Below are 15,277 nucleotides of genomic sequence, written 5' to 3' on the forward strand. Positions count from 1 at the left end.
CGCAGGGCGGGCGGTGCGCGACTGCAGGGTGAGATTGGTGGACTGGCTCCCGGATCGCGGGGCGGCGCGTCCGGCCCTCGGGTCAATCCCGAGGGTGACGGAGATGGAGTGTGCAGTCACGCCGCCACCTCCAGGAAATTCTTCAGGATGCGCGCCCCGGCGGCGGCGGAGCGTTCGGGGTGGAACTGGCAGCCCCAGCGATTGTCGCGACGCACGACTGCCGGGACCGGGCCGCCGTAGTTGGCGCGGGCGAGGGTGGCGGGGCCGTCGGGGCAGACGAAGCCGTGGACGAAATAGGCGTAGGCGCCCAGCTCGACGCCTTCGAGCAGGGGGTCGTCGGCGAGGTCGTTCAGGCGGCTCCAGCCCATGTGGGGCACGGGCAGGCTCGCGCGCAGGTCGAAGGGGCGGACGGCGCCGGGGATGAAGCCGAGCAGATCGACATGGCCGTCCTGTCCTTCCTCGCTGGTCTCGAACAGCAGCTGCTGGCCGAGGCAGACGCCGAGCAGGGGGCGGGGGAAGGCGCGGATCGGACCGGACAGGCCGAGGTCGTCGAGGCGCCGCATGGCGTAGCCCGCCGCCCCGACGCCGGGCAGGATCAGCCGCTCGGCCTCGGCGACCTCGACCGGATCGGCGGTCAGGCGGACGGTCGCGCCGAGGCGTTCGAGGGCGAACTGGACCGAGGCGACATTGCCGGCGCCGTAGGCGAGGACGGTGACGGCGGTCATCGAGGGAGAGCCGGGGTGAACAGTGCGAGTGAGCAAAGAGGTGAGCGGGACTTTGCGGGCGTCGATGCTTCTGAGCTCACGCCTTGCTCACTCGCACTCCTCAAGAACGCACGCGCGATGCTTAATCCGACTCCCATCACAGCACCCCCTTGGTGCTCGGCACGGCGTCGCCTTCGATGCGGATGGCCTGGCGCAGGGCGCGGCCGAAGCCCTTGTAGGCGGCCTCGGTCTTGTGGTGGTCGTCGTCGCCGGTGACCTTGATGTGGACGGCGGCGCCCATGGCCTCGGCGAGGGAGCGGAAGACGTGGGCGGTCAGGTCGGTGCGGTAGTCGCCGATGTAGGGGGTGGCGAACGTCCCCTCGAACAGGGGATAGGGGCGGCCCGACAGGTCGATGGCGACGTGGGCCTCGGCCTCGTCCATGGCCAGGACGAAGCCGTAGCGGGCGATGCCGCGCCGTTCGCCCAAAGCCTGCTTCAGCGCCTGACCGAGGGCGATGGCCGAATCCTCAATGGTGTGATGCGGGTCGGTGTGCAGGTCGCCCTCGCAGGCCAGGCGCAGGGAGAAGCCGCCGTGGGCCGCGATCTGCTCGAGCATGTGGTCGAAGAAGCCGACGCCGGTTTCGATCTTCACGGGGCCGGTCGCGTCCAGATCGACGGCGCAGACGATGCGGGTCTCCTTGGTGTCGCGCACCGCCTGACCGGTGCGGGCGGGACGGGCGCGGGGCGGGTTGAGGCCGAGGGCGACCAGCAGTCGGTCGTTGACCTCGGGCTTGAGCGATACCGGCAGGCGGAGACGGTCCCCCGACTGGTCGGCCGAGACGCCGTATTTCGTCAGTTCGGTCAGGACGCCGGCCGGGTCCTCCGGCCGGGCCATGAGGATGGGACCGACGCCAGCTTCGACGGTCATGAGGCGGCCGATCTCGCGGGCGAGGCGGGCGCGTTCGCGCTTGACCCCCGCGATACGTTCGGCGGTCTCGATCATGCGCGACGGGTCGAGGGCCTGTTGCGCCAGCCGGATCAGGGGCTCGGGCAGGGCGTAGGGCTCCAGCGCCGAGGCGAGGCGGGCGAGGGTGTCGGGCTGGGCCAGGGCCGCGCCGACGCGGGCGCCGGCCAGACCATAGGCCAGGGACAGGCTGCGCAGGACGATCAGGTTGGGAGCGTCGTCGAGGACCGTCGCGGCTGAGGCCGTGTCGGCGAACTCGATCAGGCCCTCGTCGACGACCAGCAGGGCCGGGGCGACGCGGGCGGCCATCTCGGCGACGGCCTCGGGCGAGCCGAGGGCGCGGACGACGACGGCGGCGGTGTCCGCGTTCTTGCCCGGACGGGCGTAGAGGGCGGCGAGGTCGGTGTAGGGGGCGGCGTCTGGCGCCTGGACCGTCTGGCCCTCGCGAGCGGCGAGGCGCCAGACCAACTCCAGCCCGTGGGTCAGGCCGCGCACCGGCAGGACGCGATCGGGGGCGACGCCGTAGATCTCGGCCATGCGGGCGGCGAGGGCGGACGGGTCGGCCGGATAGCGGTCGAGGCCGTCGGCGCCGGCGACCAGCGGCGGGAAGGGGGCGGGGAGGGTCATCGGGCGGCTCCGTACGGGAGGGCCGGAGTGAAGAGTGCTGGTGAGCAAGGGGTGAGCTGAAGGGTGGCCAGTGGCCCATGGCCCCGCTCACCTCTTTGCTCACCAGCACTCTTCACTGAGACCGTTTTAACGGCGCTCATCCTTCGCTCCTCAGATCGGCCGCGCGGGCGTGGGCTTCCAGACCCTCCAGCCGGGCGAGGCGGGCGGCTATGGGGGCGAGCTGGGCGGCGCCGGCCTCTGTCACGGTCTGGACCGACATGGAGGTCATGAAGCTGGCGGTGGTGACGCCGCCGAGCGTGCGCGCGCCGCCGTCGGTGGGCAGGACGTGGGAGGGGCCGGCGGCGTAGTCGCCCAGGGTCTCGGCGGCCCAGCGGCCGACGAAGATCGCGCCTGCGGCCTGAATCTCGTCGACCAGTTCGTCGGCGTATTCGACCTGGATGGCCAGGTGTTCGGGGCCGTAGAGGTTGGCGACCTGACAGGCGGTGTGGAGGTCGCGGACCAGGATGGCGCGGGCCTCGGCGAGCGAGGCGCGGGCGATGTCGGCGCGCGGCAGGGTCGAGATCTGGGCCTCGACCTCGGTCAGGACGTAATCGAGGGTGGCGCGGCTGGTGGAGACCAGGATGACCTGGGCGTCGGCGTCGTGCTCGGCCTGGCTGAGGAGGTCGGCGGCGGCGATCTCGGGCGCGGAATCCCGATCGACGATGACCATGAGTTCCGAAGGGCCGGCGGGCATGTCCACGGCGGGACCGCCGGGGAGGGCGGCCGCCTGTTTCTTGGCCTCGGCGACCCAGGCGTTGCCGGGGCCGAACAGCTTGTCACAGGCGGGGATCTCGCCGTCGGGCAACTGGACGCCGAAGGTCAGGGCGGCGATGGCCTGGGCGCCGCCGATCAGCCACAGGGCGTCGAGGCCGCCTTCAGCCGCAGCCACGATCATGGCGGGGTGAACGCCGCCATCCTTCGCCGGAGGGGTGACGGCGATGCGCTCGCGCACCCCGGCGACGGCGGCCGGGATGGCCAGCATCATCAGGGAGGAGAAGAGGGGCGCTGTGCCGCCGGGGACGTAGAGGCCCGCCGTGGCGATGGGTCGCCAGGCGATGCGGGAGCGGACGCCGGGGGTCGTCTCGATCCAGGGGCTGTCGGCCGGGCGGGTCATCTGGTGGAAGATGCGGATGTTCTCGGCAGCCATGCGCAGGGCGCGGGCGTCGGCGGGCGACAGGGCGGCGCGAGCCTCGGCGACGATTTCGGCCGTCATCGGAATGCGACGGGGCGGGGCGCCGTCCAGCTTCACCGACCAGTCGATGACGGCCTGACCGCCGCGCTCACGCACGTCGTCGAGAATGGCGCGCACCCCGTCGGAGACGTCGTTGGCCGTGCGGCGTTGCGGCCGAGCGAGCGCCGCCCGCTGCTGGTCCGGGTCGAGGGCGGACCAGTCGATGCGTTTCCAGTCGATAGGCATCACATCATCTTCTCGATCGGGAGGACGAGGATGGCCGAGGCGCCTTCGGCCTTGAGCTTTTCCAGGGTCTCCCAGAAGACGGCCTCCTGACAGACGGCGTGGACGGCCACGGCGTCCTCGCGTCCCATCAGCGGCATGACAGTGGGCGCGCCGGCGCCAGGCAACAGGGCCGTGATCCGGTCAAGGGTCGCCACGGGGGCGTTGAGCATGACGTATTTTGCGCCTTGCGAGGACACGACGCCCGCCATCCGCTCGATGATGGACTCCAGCAGGTGTTGCAGGCCCGGTTCCGGGGCGGTCGGCGACTTGATCAGGACGGCCTGGCTTTCCAGCACGGTCTCGCGGGCCTGAAGCCCGTTGGCCTCGAGCGTCGCCCCGGTGGAGACGAGGTCGCAGATGGCGGCGGCCAGCTTGAGCCGGGGGGCCACCTCGACGGCGCCGCGCATGGTGACGATCTCGGCCGAGACGCCGCGTTCGTCGAGGAAGCGGCGTAGAATCTTCGGATAGGAGGTGGCGATGCGCAGCCCCTCCAGCGAGGTCGGGTCGTCGTAGGCGAGGGTCGGGGGGACCGCGAGTTTCAGGGTGCAGCGGCCGAAGCCGAGCGGCATGACCACCTCGGCGTTGGCGCCGCCGTTCTTGCCTTCCTCGAGCACATTCTCGCCGACGATGCCGAGATCGCAGACGCCGTCGGCGACGAAGGTCGGGATGTCGTCGTCGCGCACCCGCAGCAGGTCGATCGGATAGTTCTCGACCCGATAGAGGAGGTCGTTGTTGCCCTTGACCACGCGCAGGCCGGCGTCCCGCACCAGATCGAGGCTGCGGTCGGAAAGGCGGCCGGATTTCTGGACGGCGATACGCAGTCGTCCCTGGACAGTGCTCATGACTTGGGCGTTTCTTTTTTCAGGCGGTCGAGGACGAGGCGGTAGCCTTGGTTGTCCATGTCCTTGAGGAAGCGGGCGACGCGGACGACGGTGGTGGGGCTGGCGCCCGCCTCCACGGCGATCTCGCGATAGGATTGCAGTTGCTGGTCCAGCAGCCGGGCCACGGCCCAGCGTTCGGCGAAGGCGCGCAGTTCGGACGGGGTGCAGAGGTCGGCCAGGAAGGCGTCGGCCTCCTCGCGCGTCTTCAGACACAGCAGGGCGTCATACAGGGCCAGCCGGTCGTCGGCGGCCTTGTTGATGGATTTTCGCGACGGGAGGTCGGTCATGGCGTGTTCCACTATGGTGTAACGATGGAACGGTCAAGAGGTGGATAGTGAGTAGTGATTAGTGAGTAGGGCCGACCGAAAAGGGATCTGGGTCCTGAGCTCCGGAGCGGCCGGGGGCGCCGCCACTCACTAATCACCACTCACTACTCACTCTCGCGCTCGCCACTCGTCCCTCGTCCCTCTATCTAGCCCCCATGACCAAGGTTCTCATTATCGGCGCGGGGCATGCGGGCGGGACGGCAGCGGCGCTGTTGCGGCAATACGGGCATGAGGGGGAGATCGTGCTGGCGGGCGAGGAGCCGGCGGCGCCCTATCAGCGGCCGCCCCTGTCCAAGGCCTGGCTGAAGGGCGAGACCGATCTGGAGACCCTGCTGCTGCGGCCGGTGGACTTCTATGAGGATCAGGGGATCGACCTGCGGACGGGCGTGACGGCGACGGCGATCGACCGCGCCGCGAAGGCTGTAACCTTCGCCGACGGGACGGAGGAGCCGTATGACGTGCTGATCCTGGCCATGGGATCGACGGCGCGGCGGCTGAACATTCCGGGCGCCGACCGGCCCGAGCTTCTGGAACTGCGCACGACGGCCCATGCCGAGCGGCTGAAGGCGGTCCTGGGCTGGGGCAAGCGGCTGGCGGTGGTCGGCGGCGGCTATGTCGGGCTGGAAGCGGCGGCCTCGGCCCGGGCGCTTGGGGCAGAGGTGGTGGTGATCGAGCGCGAGGCGCGGGTGCTGGCGCGGGTGATTTCGGAGGCCCTGTCCGGTTTCTTCACCGACCTGCACAGGTCGAACGGCGTCGAGATCCGCACCGGGGCCGAGGTCGCGGCCTTCGAAGAGGGCGCGGTGGTGCTGTCGGACGGCGAGCGGATCGAGGCCGACGCCATTCTGGTCGGGGTCGGGGCCCTGGCCTGCGACGCCCTGGCGCGCGAGGCGGGGCTTGTGTGCGAAAACGGTGTTGTGGTGGACGAGGCGGCGCGGACATCGGACCCGTCGATCTTCGCCATCGGCGACATGACGCATCGGCCGGTGCCGGTGCACGACGGGGCGCGGGTGCGGCTGGAGAGCGTGCCCAATGCGCTGGAACAGGCCAAGCAGGCGGCGGCGGCCATCACCGGCCGCCCGGCGCCGGCGCCCGAGGTTCCCTGGTTCTGGTCCGACCAGTACGACGCAAAGCTCCAGATCGCCGGCCTGCCCCTCGGCGCCGACCAGCAGGTGGTGCGGGGGGATCCGGCGAGCGGGCGGTTCGCGGTATTCCATCTGGCCGGCGACCGTATCGTCAGCGTGGAGGCGGTCAGCGCCCCGCCGGAGTTCATGGCCGGCAAGCAGATGATCGGGCGGGCGACGCCGGTGGATGCGGCGAAGCTGGCGGATGTGGCGGTGTCGATGAAGGAAGTCGCCCGCGCCTGAGGTCGCCGACGCAATTCGTATGTCGCATTGCAATATTTCTGTTGCCTAACCGCAAATCCAAAGCCCACTCTGGCGTTTGTGGGGTCACCGACGGGCTGAGGCGCAAGATTTGATCTTTGATGAAATGTCAGGCGGGGGCGGGGCCGGAGAGGTCCGCGACAGCTATCGGACCCTGGCCCGGTGGCTGGAGACGGCGCCCGACGACCTGCTGACGTCGCGATCGCGCCAGGCGGAGCTGTTCTTCCGGCGCATGGGGGTGACCTTCGCCGTCTATGGCGACGTCGAATCCAACGAGCGGCTGATCCCCTTCGACGTGGTGCCGCGGATCATCGGCGGGAACGAATGGACCCAGCTGGAGAAGGGGCTGAAGCAGAGGGTCTCGGCGATCAACGCCTTCCTCAAGGACATCTACGGGCCGCAGGAGTGCATCAAGGCCGGGGTGGTGCCGGCGGACCTGATCTTCACCAACCCCAACTATCGCCCTGAGATGCAGGGGCGTCGTCCGCCGGGGGACATCTGGTCGCACATCACCGGGGTCGATCTGGTCCGCACGGGCGAGGACGGCTTCATCGTGCTGGAGGACAATTGCCGCACGCCGTCGGGGGTCTCCTACATGCTGGAGAACCGCGAGATGATGATGCAGTTGTTCCCCGACCTGTTCGCCGAGCACCGGATCAAGCCGGTCGAGACCTATACGGACATGCTGCTGGCCTCGCTGCAGGCCTCGGCGCCGGAGGGGGCGGGGGCCGATCCGAACATCGTGGTGTTGACGCCGGGTCCCTATAACTCGGCCTACTACGAGCACAGCTTCCTGGCCGACAAGCTGGGGGTGGAACTGGTCGAGGGGGGCGACCTCTTCGTCAATGACGACATCGTCTACATGCGCACGACCGAGGGGCCCAAGCGGGTCGACGTCATCTATCGCCGTATCGACGACGACTTCCTCGACCCCCTGACCTTCCGCCCGGATTCGGCGGTCGGGGTGCCGGGGATCATGGCGGCCTATACGGCCGGCAACGTCACCCTGTCGAACGCGGTGGGCACCGGCGTGGCCGACGACAAGGCGGTCTACACCTATATGCCGGAGATCATCCGCTTCTTCTCGGGCGGCGACCCGATCCTGGGCAATGTGCCGACGTGGCGCTGTCGCGAGCCGGAGGCGCTGAAGGAGGTTCTGGACAAGCTGCCGGAGCTGGTCGTCAAGGAGGTCGGGGGATCGGGCGGCTACGGCATGCTGGTCGGACCGGCCTCGACCAAGGCCGAGATCGAGGATTTCCGGGCCAAGCTGATTGCGGACCCGGACGACTTCATCGCCCAGCCGACCCTGGCCCTGTCCACGGCGCCGACCCTGGCCAATGGCGAGCTGTCGCCGCGCCACGTCGATCTGAGGCCGTTCGTCCTGTCGAGCCCCAAGGGAATCCGGGTGGCGCCCGGCGGGCTGACGCGGGTGGCGCTGAAGGCCGGGTCGCTGGTGGTCAACTCCAGCCAGGGCGGCGGCACCAAGGATACGTGGGTGCTGGATGAGTGAGTTTCGCCCATGCTGAGCCGCACCGCAGACAGTCTGTACTGGACCGGCCGCTACATGGAGCGGGCCGACTTTCTGGCGCGCATCCTCGAGGCGGCGTCGCGGCTGGCGGCCCTGCCGGCCAAGGATGCGGCGGCCACGACCGCCTGGGCCAGCGCCATCGCCTCCGCCGGGGTGGCGCAGCGGTTCGCCGACAGCGGCCGGTCGCCCAGCGAGCGATCGGTGCGCGAGTTCCTGGCCTTCGCGCCCGAGAACCCGTCCTCGATCAAGGCCTGCATCACCGCCGCCCGGACCAATGCGCGGTCGGTGCGCACAGCCCTGACCATCGAGCTGTGGGAGGCGATCAACGGCGCCTGGAACGGCCTGGCCGAGTTCGGCGAGCCGACCAGGCGCGACGACTTCGTGCGCTATCTGGAATGGGTCAAGCACACCTCGCTCGCGGTGGAGGGCGCCAGTTCGCGGACCATGCTGCGCAACGACGCCTACTGGTTCCTGAGGCTGGGGGCGGCGATCGAGCGGGCCGACAACACCGCCCGGCTGCTCGACGTCAAATACCACCTGCTGCTGCCGGCCGACGAACGGGTGGGCGGGCAGCTGGACTATTTCCAGTGGACGACCTTGTTGCGCGAGGTGTCGGCCCTGACCGCCTATCGCTGGGTTTACCGAGAATCCGTGCGGCCCTGGCTGGTGGCGGATCTGATGGTGCTGAACCGTCAGATGCCCCGGTCGCTGGCGTCGTGTCAGGGGATGATCGTGTCGTATCTGGAGCGACTGGCGACCGATTATGGCCGGCGGGGGCCGGCGCAAAGGCTGGCCTCGACGCGGCTGGCGGAGTTCAATGAGGCTAGGATCGAGGACATCTTCCAGTCGGGGCTGCACGAATACATCCTGCGCTTCCTGAACGAGAACAACGCCTTGGCTGCGGCCATTCACGACCAGTATCTGGTGTGAGCATGCGCATCCGGATCGATTACGAGACCCGATATTCCTACGCCCGGGACGCGCGGTTCATCCTGCAGAACCTGCGCGTCACGCCGCGGTCGAGCGAGGGGCAGCAGGTGCGCGAATGGCGGGTCGAGACCGACGTCGACACGCGCCTGCGCCGGACGGAGGATCCGTTCGGCAACATCGTCCACCACCTCTACACCGAGCGGCCGACGCGGGTGCTGACCATCCGGGTGACCGGCGACGTGGTGACCAGCGACATGGGCGGGCTGGTGCGCGGCGCACCCGAGCGGCTGTCGCCACTGGTCTATCTGCGCGACAGCCCCCTGACCCATGCGGATTCGGCGCTGAAGGCGTTCGCCGGCAGGGTCGGCCCGGGCGACGACCTGACCCGGCTGCACAGTCTGATGGGACTGATCCATGCCGAGGTGGCCTTCATGATCGGGGCGACGACGGCGACCCATACCGCCGCCGACGCCTTCGCCCAGAGGCGGGGCGTGTGTCAGGATCACGCCCAGATCTTCATCGCCTGCGCGCGCCGACTGGGCATCCCGGCCCGCTATGTCTCGGGCCATCTGCAACGCACCGACGGCCAGGACGACCAGGAGGCGTCCCACGCCTGGGCCGAGGCCTGGGTGGAGGGGCTGGGCTGGGTCGGTTTCGATCCCGCCAACGGCATCTGTCCCACCGAACGCTATGTGCGGGTGGCCACGGGGCTGGACGCGCTCGGCGCCTCGCCGATCCGGGGCACAAGCTATGGTGGCGGGACCGAGACAATGACCGTCGCCCTGCGTGTGCGTCAGATGCAACAGACCCAGCAGCAACAGCAGCGGCAGGGCGGGTCATGATATCGTCAGGGGTCGTCCTGTCGTCCGAATCTGCTAGCGTCGCGGTTCGTTGTCTTGCGGGTCGCGAACGGGAACGATGACCTACTGCGTCGGAATGCTGGTGAATGACGGTCTGGCGATGATCGCCGACACGCGCACCAACGCGGGCGTGGACAACATTTCGTCCTACAAGAAGCTGCACATCACCGAGGTGACCGGCGAGCGGATCATAGGCATCTGCACGGCCGGCAATCTGTCGGTGACCCAGACGGCCCTGTCCATGGTGGCCGAGGGGGTCCGGATGCCCGGCCACGACGACCTGGAAACCCTGGAGACGGCCCCGACCCTGTTCCGCGCGGCCCAGATCGTCGGCCACGCCCTGGCCGAGGTCCGGAACGAACTGACCTCGATGCGCGCCGAGGCGCCCAAGCTCTCGGCCTCAATGCTGCTGGGCGGTCAGGTCAAGGGCGGTAAGATGGGGCTCTATCTCATCTACGCCGAGGGCAACTTCATCGAGTGCGGTGCCGACACTCCCTATCTGCAGATCGGGGAATTCAAATACGGCAAGCCGATCCTTGATCGGGCCCTGAGGCCCGACACCCCGATGGCCGAGGCGGTGAAACTGGGGTTGATCTCGTTCGATTCGACCATCCGTTCGAACATCGCCGTGGGGCCGCCGTTCGATATGGTGGTGATCGGCCGCGACGCCCTGCACGGGGAGCAGCGCCGGATCGCGGCGGACGACCCCTATTTCCGCGATCTGGGCCATCGCTGGTCGGAATCCCTGGCCAACGCCCATCGAGCCATGCCGGCTCCGCCATGGCTGGACGATGCGCCGCCGGCGCGCCCGTCGATTTCGGTGGTGGGATAGGGCGACGGCCTCCAGCATCATCCTGACGTCAACGCGCGAACCGCCTGACAACACGAGGTTTTTTGACGTCACGGGTCTGGATCCTCGCCACAAGGGCGAGGATGACGGGAAGCGGATGTTCATCTGAGCCCCGGGAGCCCGTTCGCCTTCGGCGGATGTCCGCTGCGGCTTGCTGCCTCTGCGAATTCTCAGGCATCGCCGAAATGCGGCGCCTTCGGGTCGAATTGTTGCGATTTGTTCGCATAATCGGTTGCATCTACGGCGCGGCTTGGTATTTGCGAGCGCATCGCAACTTCCTGCCCAAGGCTCCCCATGTCCGACACCCGCGCCGCCGCTCTTCGCGCCCTCCTGTTCGCCTCCAGCGCCGCCGGTCTGATGTGCGCCGCGCCTGCTCTGGCGGAAGCGTGGGCGGATGAGGCGCCGATCGCGACCGCCGATCAGGACACCACCAACCTCGGCACCATCGACGTCAACGGCCAGCGGGTGAAGCGGGAGCCGAGCTCGCCGGAGTTCGTGGCGCCTCTGGTGGACACGCCGCGCGCCGTCACCGTCATTCCGCAGCAGGTCATCGAACAGATCGGCGCGACCTCGCTGCAGGACCTGCTGCGCACCTCGCCGGGCATCACCTTCGGCGCCGGCGAGGGCGGGCAGCCCCTGGCCGACCGGCCCTTCATCCGCGGCCAGTCTTCGGGCAACAACATCTTCGTCGACGGCATCCGCGACTCGGGTGGTCAGCAGCGCGAGGTCTTCAACCTGGAGCAGGTCGAGGTCATCAAGGGCCCGGATTCGGTCTATTCGGGTCGCGGCTCGGGCGGCGGCTCGATCAACCTGTCGTCCAAGACGCCCAAGCTGACGGATTTCACCAATGTGTCGCTGGGCGGAGGCACGGACCGCTACTGGCGCGGCACGATCGACCAGAACTGGCGTATTGGAGACAACGCCGGCTTCCGCATCAACGTCCTGTCGGCCTCGGGCGACGTCGCCGGGCGCAAGGCCGTGGACTATGACAAGTTCGGCGTGGCTGCGGCTCTGGGCGTCGGTCTGGGCACGGACACCACGGCGACCCTCAGCTTCAACTATCTCGACAGCAACCAGATGCCCGACTACGGCATCCCGCTCTACACCAAGCGGGGCGGGGCCACGGCGCCGCGCGAGAATGAGCAGGGCATCCTGGATGTGCCCTACGACACCTTCTACGGCCTGACGGCGCGGGACTATCTGACCAATACGGTTAAGAGCGCGACCCTGAGGCTGGAGCATCGCTTCTCGCCCAACCTCGCGATCCGCAACATCACCCGCTATTCCGAGACGGTGAACGACTATGTCGTGACCAACCCGGGCGACGGCGGCGCCGCGCAGCTGATCAACGGCGTCTGGTGGATGAAGCGGGGCCTCAAGACCCGCTTCAACCCGGTCGACACGACGGCCAACGTCACCGAGCTGTTCGGGTCGTTCAACACCGGCGGGATCAAGCACAGCTTCGACCTGGGCGCCGAGTTCACCCATGAGGTTAACAACAACTCGTCCTGGGCCGTCACCACCACCGGGGGCACGGCCTGCCCGGCGCCCCTGACGGGCTTCGACTGCACGCCGCTGTACAATCCCAACCCGAGCGATCCCTGGACCGGGACGATCCTGCCCGGTGCGGTGACCAAGAACTCGACCAAGACCAAGGCCGTCTTCGCCTTCGACTCGATCGAGCTGACGGACCAGTGGCTGCTGAACCTCGGCGTGCGCTGGGACGAATATACGACCAACGGCGTGACCTCGGCCGGAGCGCTGGTGCCAGAGACCTCGTGGGACTTCGTCAATTATCAGGTCGGTCTGGTCTATAAGCCCACCTCCAACACCAGCGTCTATGCGTCGTGGGCGACCTCCTCGACCCCGCCGACCATCAGCGCCGGCGACGGCAACGGCAGCGGCGGCAATGGCACGGGCAACCTGGCCACCACCCTGCTGGAGCCGGAGGACACCGAAAGCTACGAGATCGGCGCCAAGGCCAGCCTGTTCCGCGACCAGCTGCAACTGAGCGCAGCGGCCTTCGCCCTGACGCGGAAGAACGCCCAGGTCCTGGTGGACGCCGGCGTCTACGCCCAGGTCGGCGAGGTCGAGGTCAAGGGGATCGAGCTGGGTGTGTCCGGCAATGTCACGCCCCAGTGGCAGGTGTTCGGCGGCTATACCTATCAGACGTCGGAACTGGTCCGCGGCGCCTACAACAACGTCAATCAGGGCGACAGCCTGGCCAACACGCCCGAGCACAACGTCAGCCTGTTCTCGACCTACAAGATCACGCCCCGCATCACGGCCGGCGGCGGGGTCTACTATGTCGGCAAGAGCTTCGGCGGCAACCAGGGCGGCGCCGGCGGGGGGGCGAACAGGATCTACGCACCGGCCTATACCCGGATCGACGCCTTCGCCTCCTATGCGGTGACCGATCGGGCCACACTTCAGCTGAACGTCCAGAACGCGGCGGATGAGAAATACATCCTGCGCACCAACGGCGTGCACCATGCCGATCCGGCGCCGGGTCGCTCGGCCACCCTGGTGCTGAACGTGCGGTTCTGACCCGTAAGCTTCCGTTTTCCTCCCCGACCCCGTTCCAGCGGGTCTAGACTGGGGCGGCGTCAGATACTGACGCCGCCCTTCTTCTTTTCCGAGAGGCCGCCGTGCTGCTGCATATCCCCGAGGTGTTCACCAAGGCCGAGGTGAAGGCCCTGCGCGCGACGCTGGACGCCGGGCCCTGGGCCGACGGCAACATGACCTCGGGCCACCAGTCGGCGACCGCCAAGAAAAACAGCCAGTTGCCTGAGGACTCTGCGGAGGCGAAAGAGGTTTCGGCCATCGTCGTCCAGGCGCTGAACGCCAATCCGATGTTCGTGGCCGCCGCCCTGCCGCACACGATCTTTCCGCCCCTGTTCAACCGCTATGAGGGCGGAGGCGAGTTCGGCACCCATGTCGACAACGCCATCCGCCAGCAGCGGGGCGGGGGCCTGCGTATCCGCAGCGACCTGTCGGCGACGCTCTTCCTCTCGGAGCCCGAGGACTATGACGGGGGCGAACTGATCGTCGAGGAGATGTACGGGCCCCAGTCGGTCAAGCTGCCGGCGGGGGACATGGTGCTGTATCCGTCCAAGAGCCTGCATCGGGTCACGCCGGTGACGCGTGGCGCGCGGGTGTCCAGCTTCATGTGGCTGCAAAGCCTGATCCGCGACGACGGCGACCGCGAGATGCTGTTCCGCATGGATGTGGCGATCCAGCGGGTGGCGCTGGAGAAGGGGCTGAAGGATCAGGCGGTGATCGAGCTGACCGGCGTCTATCACAACCTGCTGCGGCGCTGGGCCGAGGTCTGAGCGGCGGCTGGGGGCTCAGTCGGCCAGCAGGCCCGGAAAGTCGGTGAAGACCGCATCGACGCCCTGGTCCGCGAAGGCCCGAACATAGCCGACCATGTCGCCGTGGCCGCCCGGCGACATTCCGATCCGTCGTTCCAGCGGCAGGAAGAGGTTCTCGGCGCGCAGGGTCCAGACCACGACCTTGAGCCCCGCCGCATGGGCGTCGGCGACCAGGGTGGTGGGGGCCGTGGTGCGCCCCCCGGCGTCGCGCGGCAGGACCAGGCCGGTCTCGACCCCGATCCAGTCGGCATGGGCCGCGACCTCGGCCAGACCTCGGGGTGTCGTCATCTGTGCATAGGTCAGGTCCGGACGATCCACCGGGCCGCCCGCGACGGACATCAGTTGCAGCAGGGGGGTATCGACGCGCGCGCGCAGCCGCTGAAGCGGTCCGACCTCGAAACACTGGACCAGAACCGGGGCGTCGGCGCCGGTCAGACCCTCGTCGTGCAGGGCCTTGAGGAAGGCCGCCTCCATGTCGAGGCCGTGGGCGGCGAAGTGGGAGGGATGCTTCAGCTCCGGCGCCACCCAGATCGTGCGGCCGGTGCGGATCGAGGCCTCGCGCGCGATGTCCACGACATCGGCGAAGGTCAGGATGCGCTGGTCGTCATAGGCGGTGTTGGCGGGGCGCAGGTCCGGCAGGCGCTCGCGGGCGCGCAGACCGCGCAGCTCCAGCAGGGTGAAGTCCTCGGTGAACCAGCCCTCGACCGTCTGGCCGTCGATGACCTGGCCACGGCGACGGTCGGCGTATTCAGGATGGTCGGCGACATCGGTCGTGCCGCCGATCTCGTTCTCGTGCCGAACGACGAGATGGCCGTCCTTCGACATGACCAGATCCGGCTCGATGACGTCCGCCCCCTGTTCGACGGCCCGCTCGTAGGCCGCGCGGGTGTGCTCGGGGCGTTCGCCCGAGGCCCCGCGATGGGCGATGACGAGGGGATGGTCAGCGGTCTGGGCCAGGACAGGCGTTCCGATCAGCAGAAGGGCGAGGCCGAGGGTGAACCGGATCATGCCCGGCCGCTAGCAGCCTGGCGCGACGACCCGATGACGTCAGGCCGCCTGCAACACCTTGCGCAACTGCGGATGCAGTTCCGGATTGGCGGCCAGGACAGAGACGCCGGTCTTGGGGTCGCCGTCATTGGCGATGGTGGTGACGATGCCGCCGGCCTCGGTCACGAACAGGATGCCCGCCGCCACGTCCCAAGGCTTTAGGTTGCGCTCGAAGAAGGCGTCGTAGCGGCCGCAGGCGACCCAGGCGAAGTCGAGCGCGGCCGAACCCAGACGACGGATGCCCGCCGTGCGCTGGCCGATGGCGTGGATGTCCTTGATGGTCTGGGCGTGGCCGGTCTTGCCGATGAAGGG

14 protein-coding genes are annotated in these 15,277 nt (G+C 68.6%); 7 read left to right on the forward strand and 7 right to left on the reverse strand.

What is annotated here, in order from left to right:
• Positions 1-116: 116 nt before the first annotated feature.
• The 5 genes from hisH to ACT6QK_RS06720 all read right to left on the reverse strand — a co-directional run bounded on the left by hisH (position 117) and on the right by ACT6QK_RS06720 (position 4,958).
• A complete protein-coding gene (gene hisH / locus ACT6QK_RS06700; RefSeq protein ID WP_444597041.1) occupies positions 117-725 on the reverse strand; it encodes an imidazole glycerol phosphate synthase subunit HisH in 609 nt (202 codons plus the stop codon).
• Positions 726-861: 136 nt separating this feature from the next.
• On the reverse strand, positions 862-2,295 hold the full coding sequence (hisB, locus tag ACT6QK_RS06705; protein ID WP_444597042.1) for an imidazoleglycerol-phosphate dehydratase HisB: 1,434 nt from the start codon (positions 2,293-2,295) through the stop codon (positions 862-864).
• Between the two features lie 136 nt (positions 2,296-2,431).
• Complete coding sequence (gene hisD, locus ACT6QK_RS06710; RefSeq protein WP_444597043.1) at positions 2,432-3,751, reverse strand: histidinol dehydrogenase; 1,320 nt, start codon at positions 3,749-3,751, stop codon at positions 2,432-2,434.
• The gene (gene hisG / locus ACT6QK_RS06715; protein ID WP_444597044.1) at positions 3,751-4,632 is read right to left on the reverse strand and encodes an ATP phosphoribosyltransferase; all 882 of its coding nucleotides are present in this window, start codon (positions 4,630-4,632) and stop codon (positions 3,751-3,753) included. Before hisG ends, hisD begins: the two co-directional genes overlap by 1 nt.
• Positions 4,629-4,958 (reverse strand): YerC/YecD family TrpR-related protein, encoded by a 330-nt coding sequence (locus tag ACT6QK_RS06720; protein ID WP_444597045.1) that lies wholly within the window; start codon positions 4,956-4,958, stop codon positions 4,629-4,631. The genes hisG and ACT6QK_RS06720 overlap by 4 nt, the downstream gene beginning before the upstream one ends.
• 194 nt (positions 4,959-5,152) lie before the next feature.
• On the opposite strand from ACT6QK_RS06720, the gene ACT6QK_RS06725 reads away from it, so the two are divergent.
• From ACT6QK_RS06725 to ACT6QK_RS06755, 7 genes are all read left to right on the forward strand, one after another.
• Positions 5,153-6,361 carry an NAD(P)/FAD-dependent oxidoreductase gene (locus ACT6QK_RS06725; protein WP_444597046.1) on the forward strand — a complete coding sequence of 403 codons (1,209 nt, stop codon included), beginning with the start codon at positions 5,153-5,155 and terminating at the stop codon, positions 6,359-6,361.
• Between the two features lie 109 nt (positions 6,362-6,470).
• Entirely contained in the window at positions 6,471-7,889 is a 1,419-nt protein-coding gene (locus ACT6QK_RS06730) for a circularly permuted type 2 ATP-grasp protein (RefSeq protein ID WP_444597047.1), read from the forward strand.
• A 9-nt stretch (positions 7,890-7,898) separates the two neighbouring features.
• The gene (locus tag ACT6QK_RS06735) at positions 7,899-8,837 is read left to right on the forward strand and encodes an alpha-E domain-containing protein (RefSeq protein ID WP_444597048.1); all 939 of its coding nucleotides are present in this window, start codon (positions 7,899-7,901) and stop codon (positions 8,835-8,837) included.
• A gap of 2 nt (positions 8,838-8,839) precedes the next feature.
• Entirely contained in the window at positions 8,840-9,679 is an 840-nt protein-coding gene (locus ACT6QK_RS06740) for a transglutaminase family protein (protein ID WP_444597049.1), read from the forward strand.
• A gap of 76 nt (positions 9,680-9,755) precedes the next feature.
• A complete protein-coding gene (locus ACT6QK_RS06745) occupies positions 9,756-10,529 on the forward strand; it encodes a peptidase (RefSeq protein ID WP_444597050.1) in 774 nt (257 codons plus the stop codon).
• A gap of 312 nt (positions 10,530-10,841) precedes the next feature.
• The gene (locus ACT6QK_RS06750) at positions 10,842-13,094 is read left to right on the forward strand and encodes a TonB-dependent receptor (protein WP_444597051.1); all 2,253 of its coding nucleotides are present in this window, start codon (positions 10,842-10,844) and stop codon (positions 13,092-13,094) included.
• Positions 13,095-13,195: 101 nt separating this feature from the next.
• Positions 13,196-13,879 carry a Fe2+-dependent dioxygenase gene (locus ACT6QK_RS06755; protein ID WP_444597052.1) on the forward strand — a complete coding sequence of 228 codons (684 nt, stop codon included), beginning with the start codon at positions 13,196-13,198 and terminating at the stop codon, positions 13,877-13,879.
• Between the two features lie 15 nt (positions 13,880-13,894).
• Here the strand turns inward: ACT6QK_RS06755 and ACT6QK_RS06760 are convergent, their stop codons facing one another.
• Entirely contained in the window at positions 13,895-14,926 is a 1,032-nt protein-coding gene (locus ACT6QK_RS06760) for a glycerophosphodiester phosphodiesterase (RefSeq protein ID WP_444597053.1), read from the reverse strand.
• Between the two features lie 39 nt (positions 14,927-14,965).
• The coding region (locus tag ACT6QK_RS06765) for an inositol monophosphatase family protein (protein WP_444597054.1) at positions 14,966-15,277 on the reverse strand (312 nt) is incomplete at its 5' end.

The organism is Brevundimonas sp. (genome assembly GCF_052436175.1).
Classification (GTDB): Bacteria; Pseudomonadota; Alphaproteobacteria; order Caulobacterales; family Caulobacteraceae; genus Brevundimonas.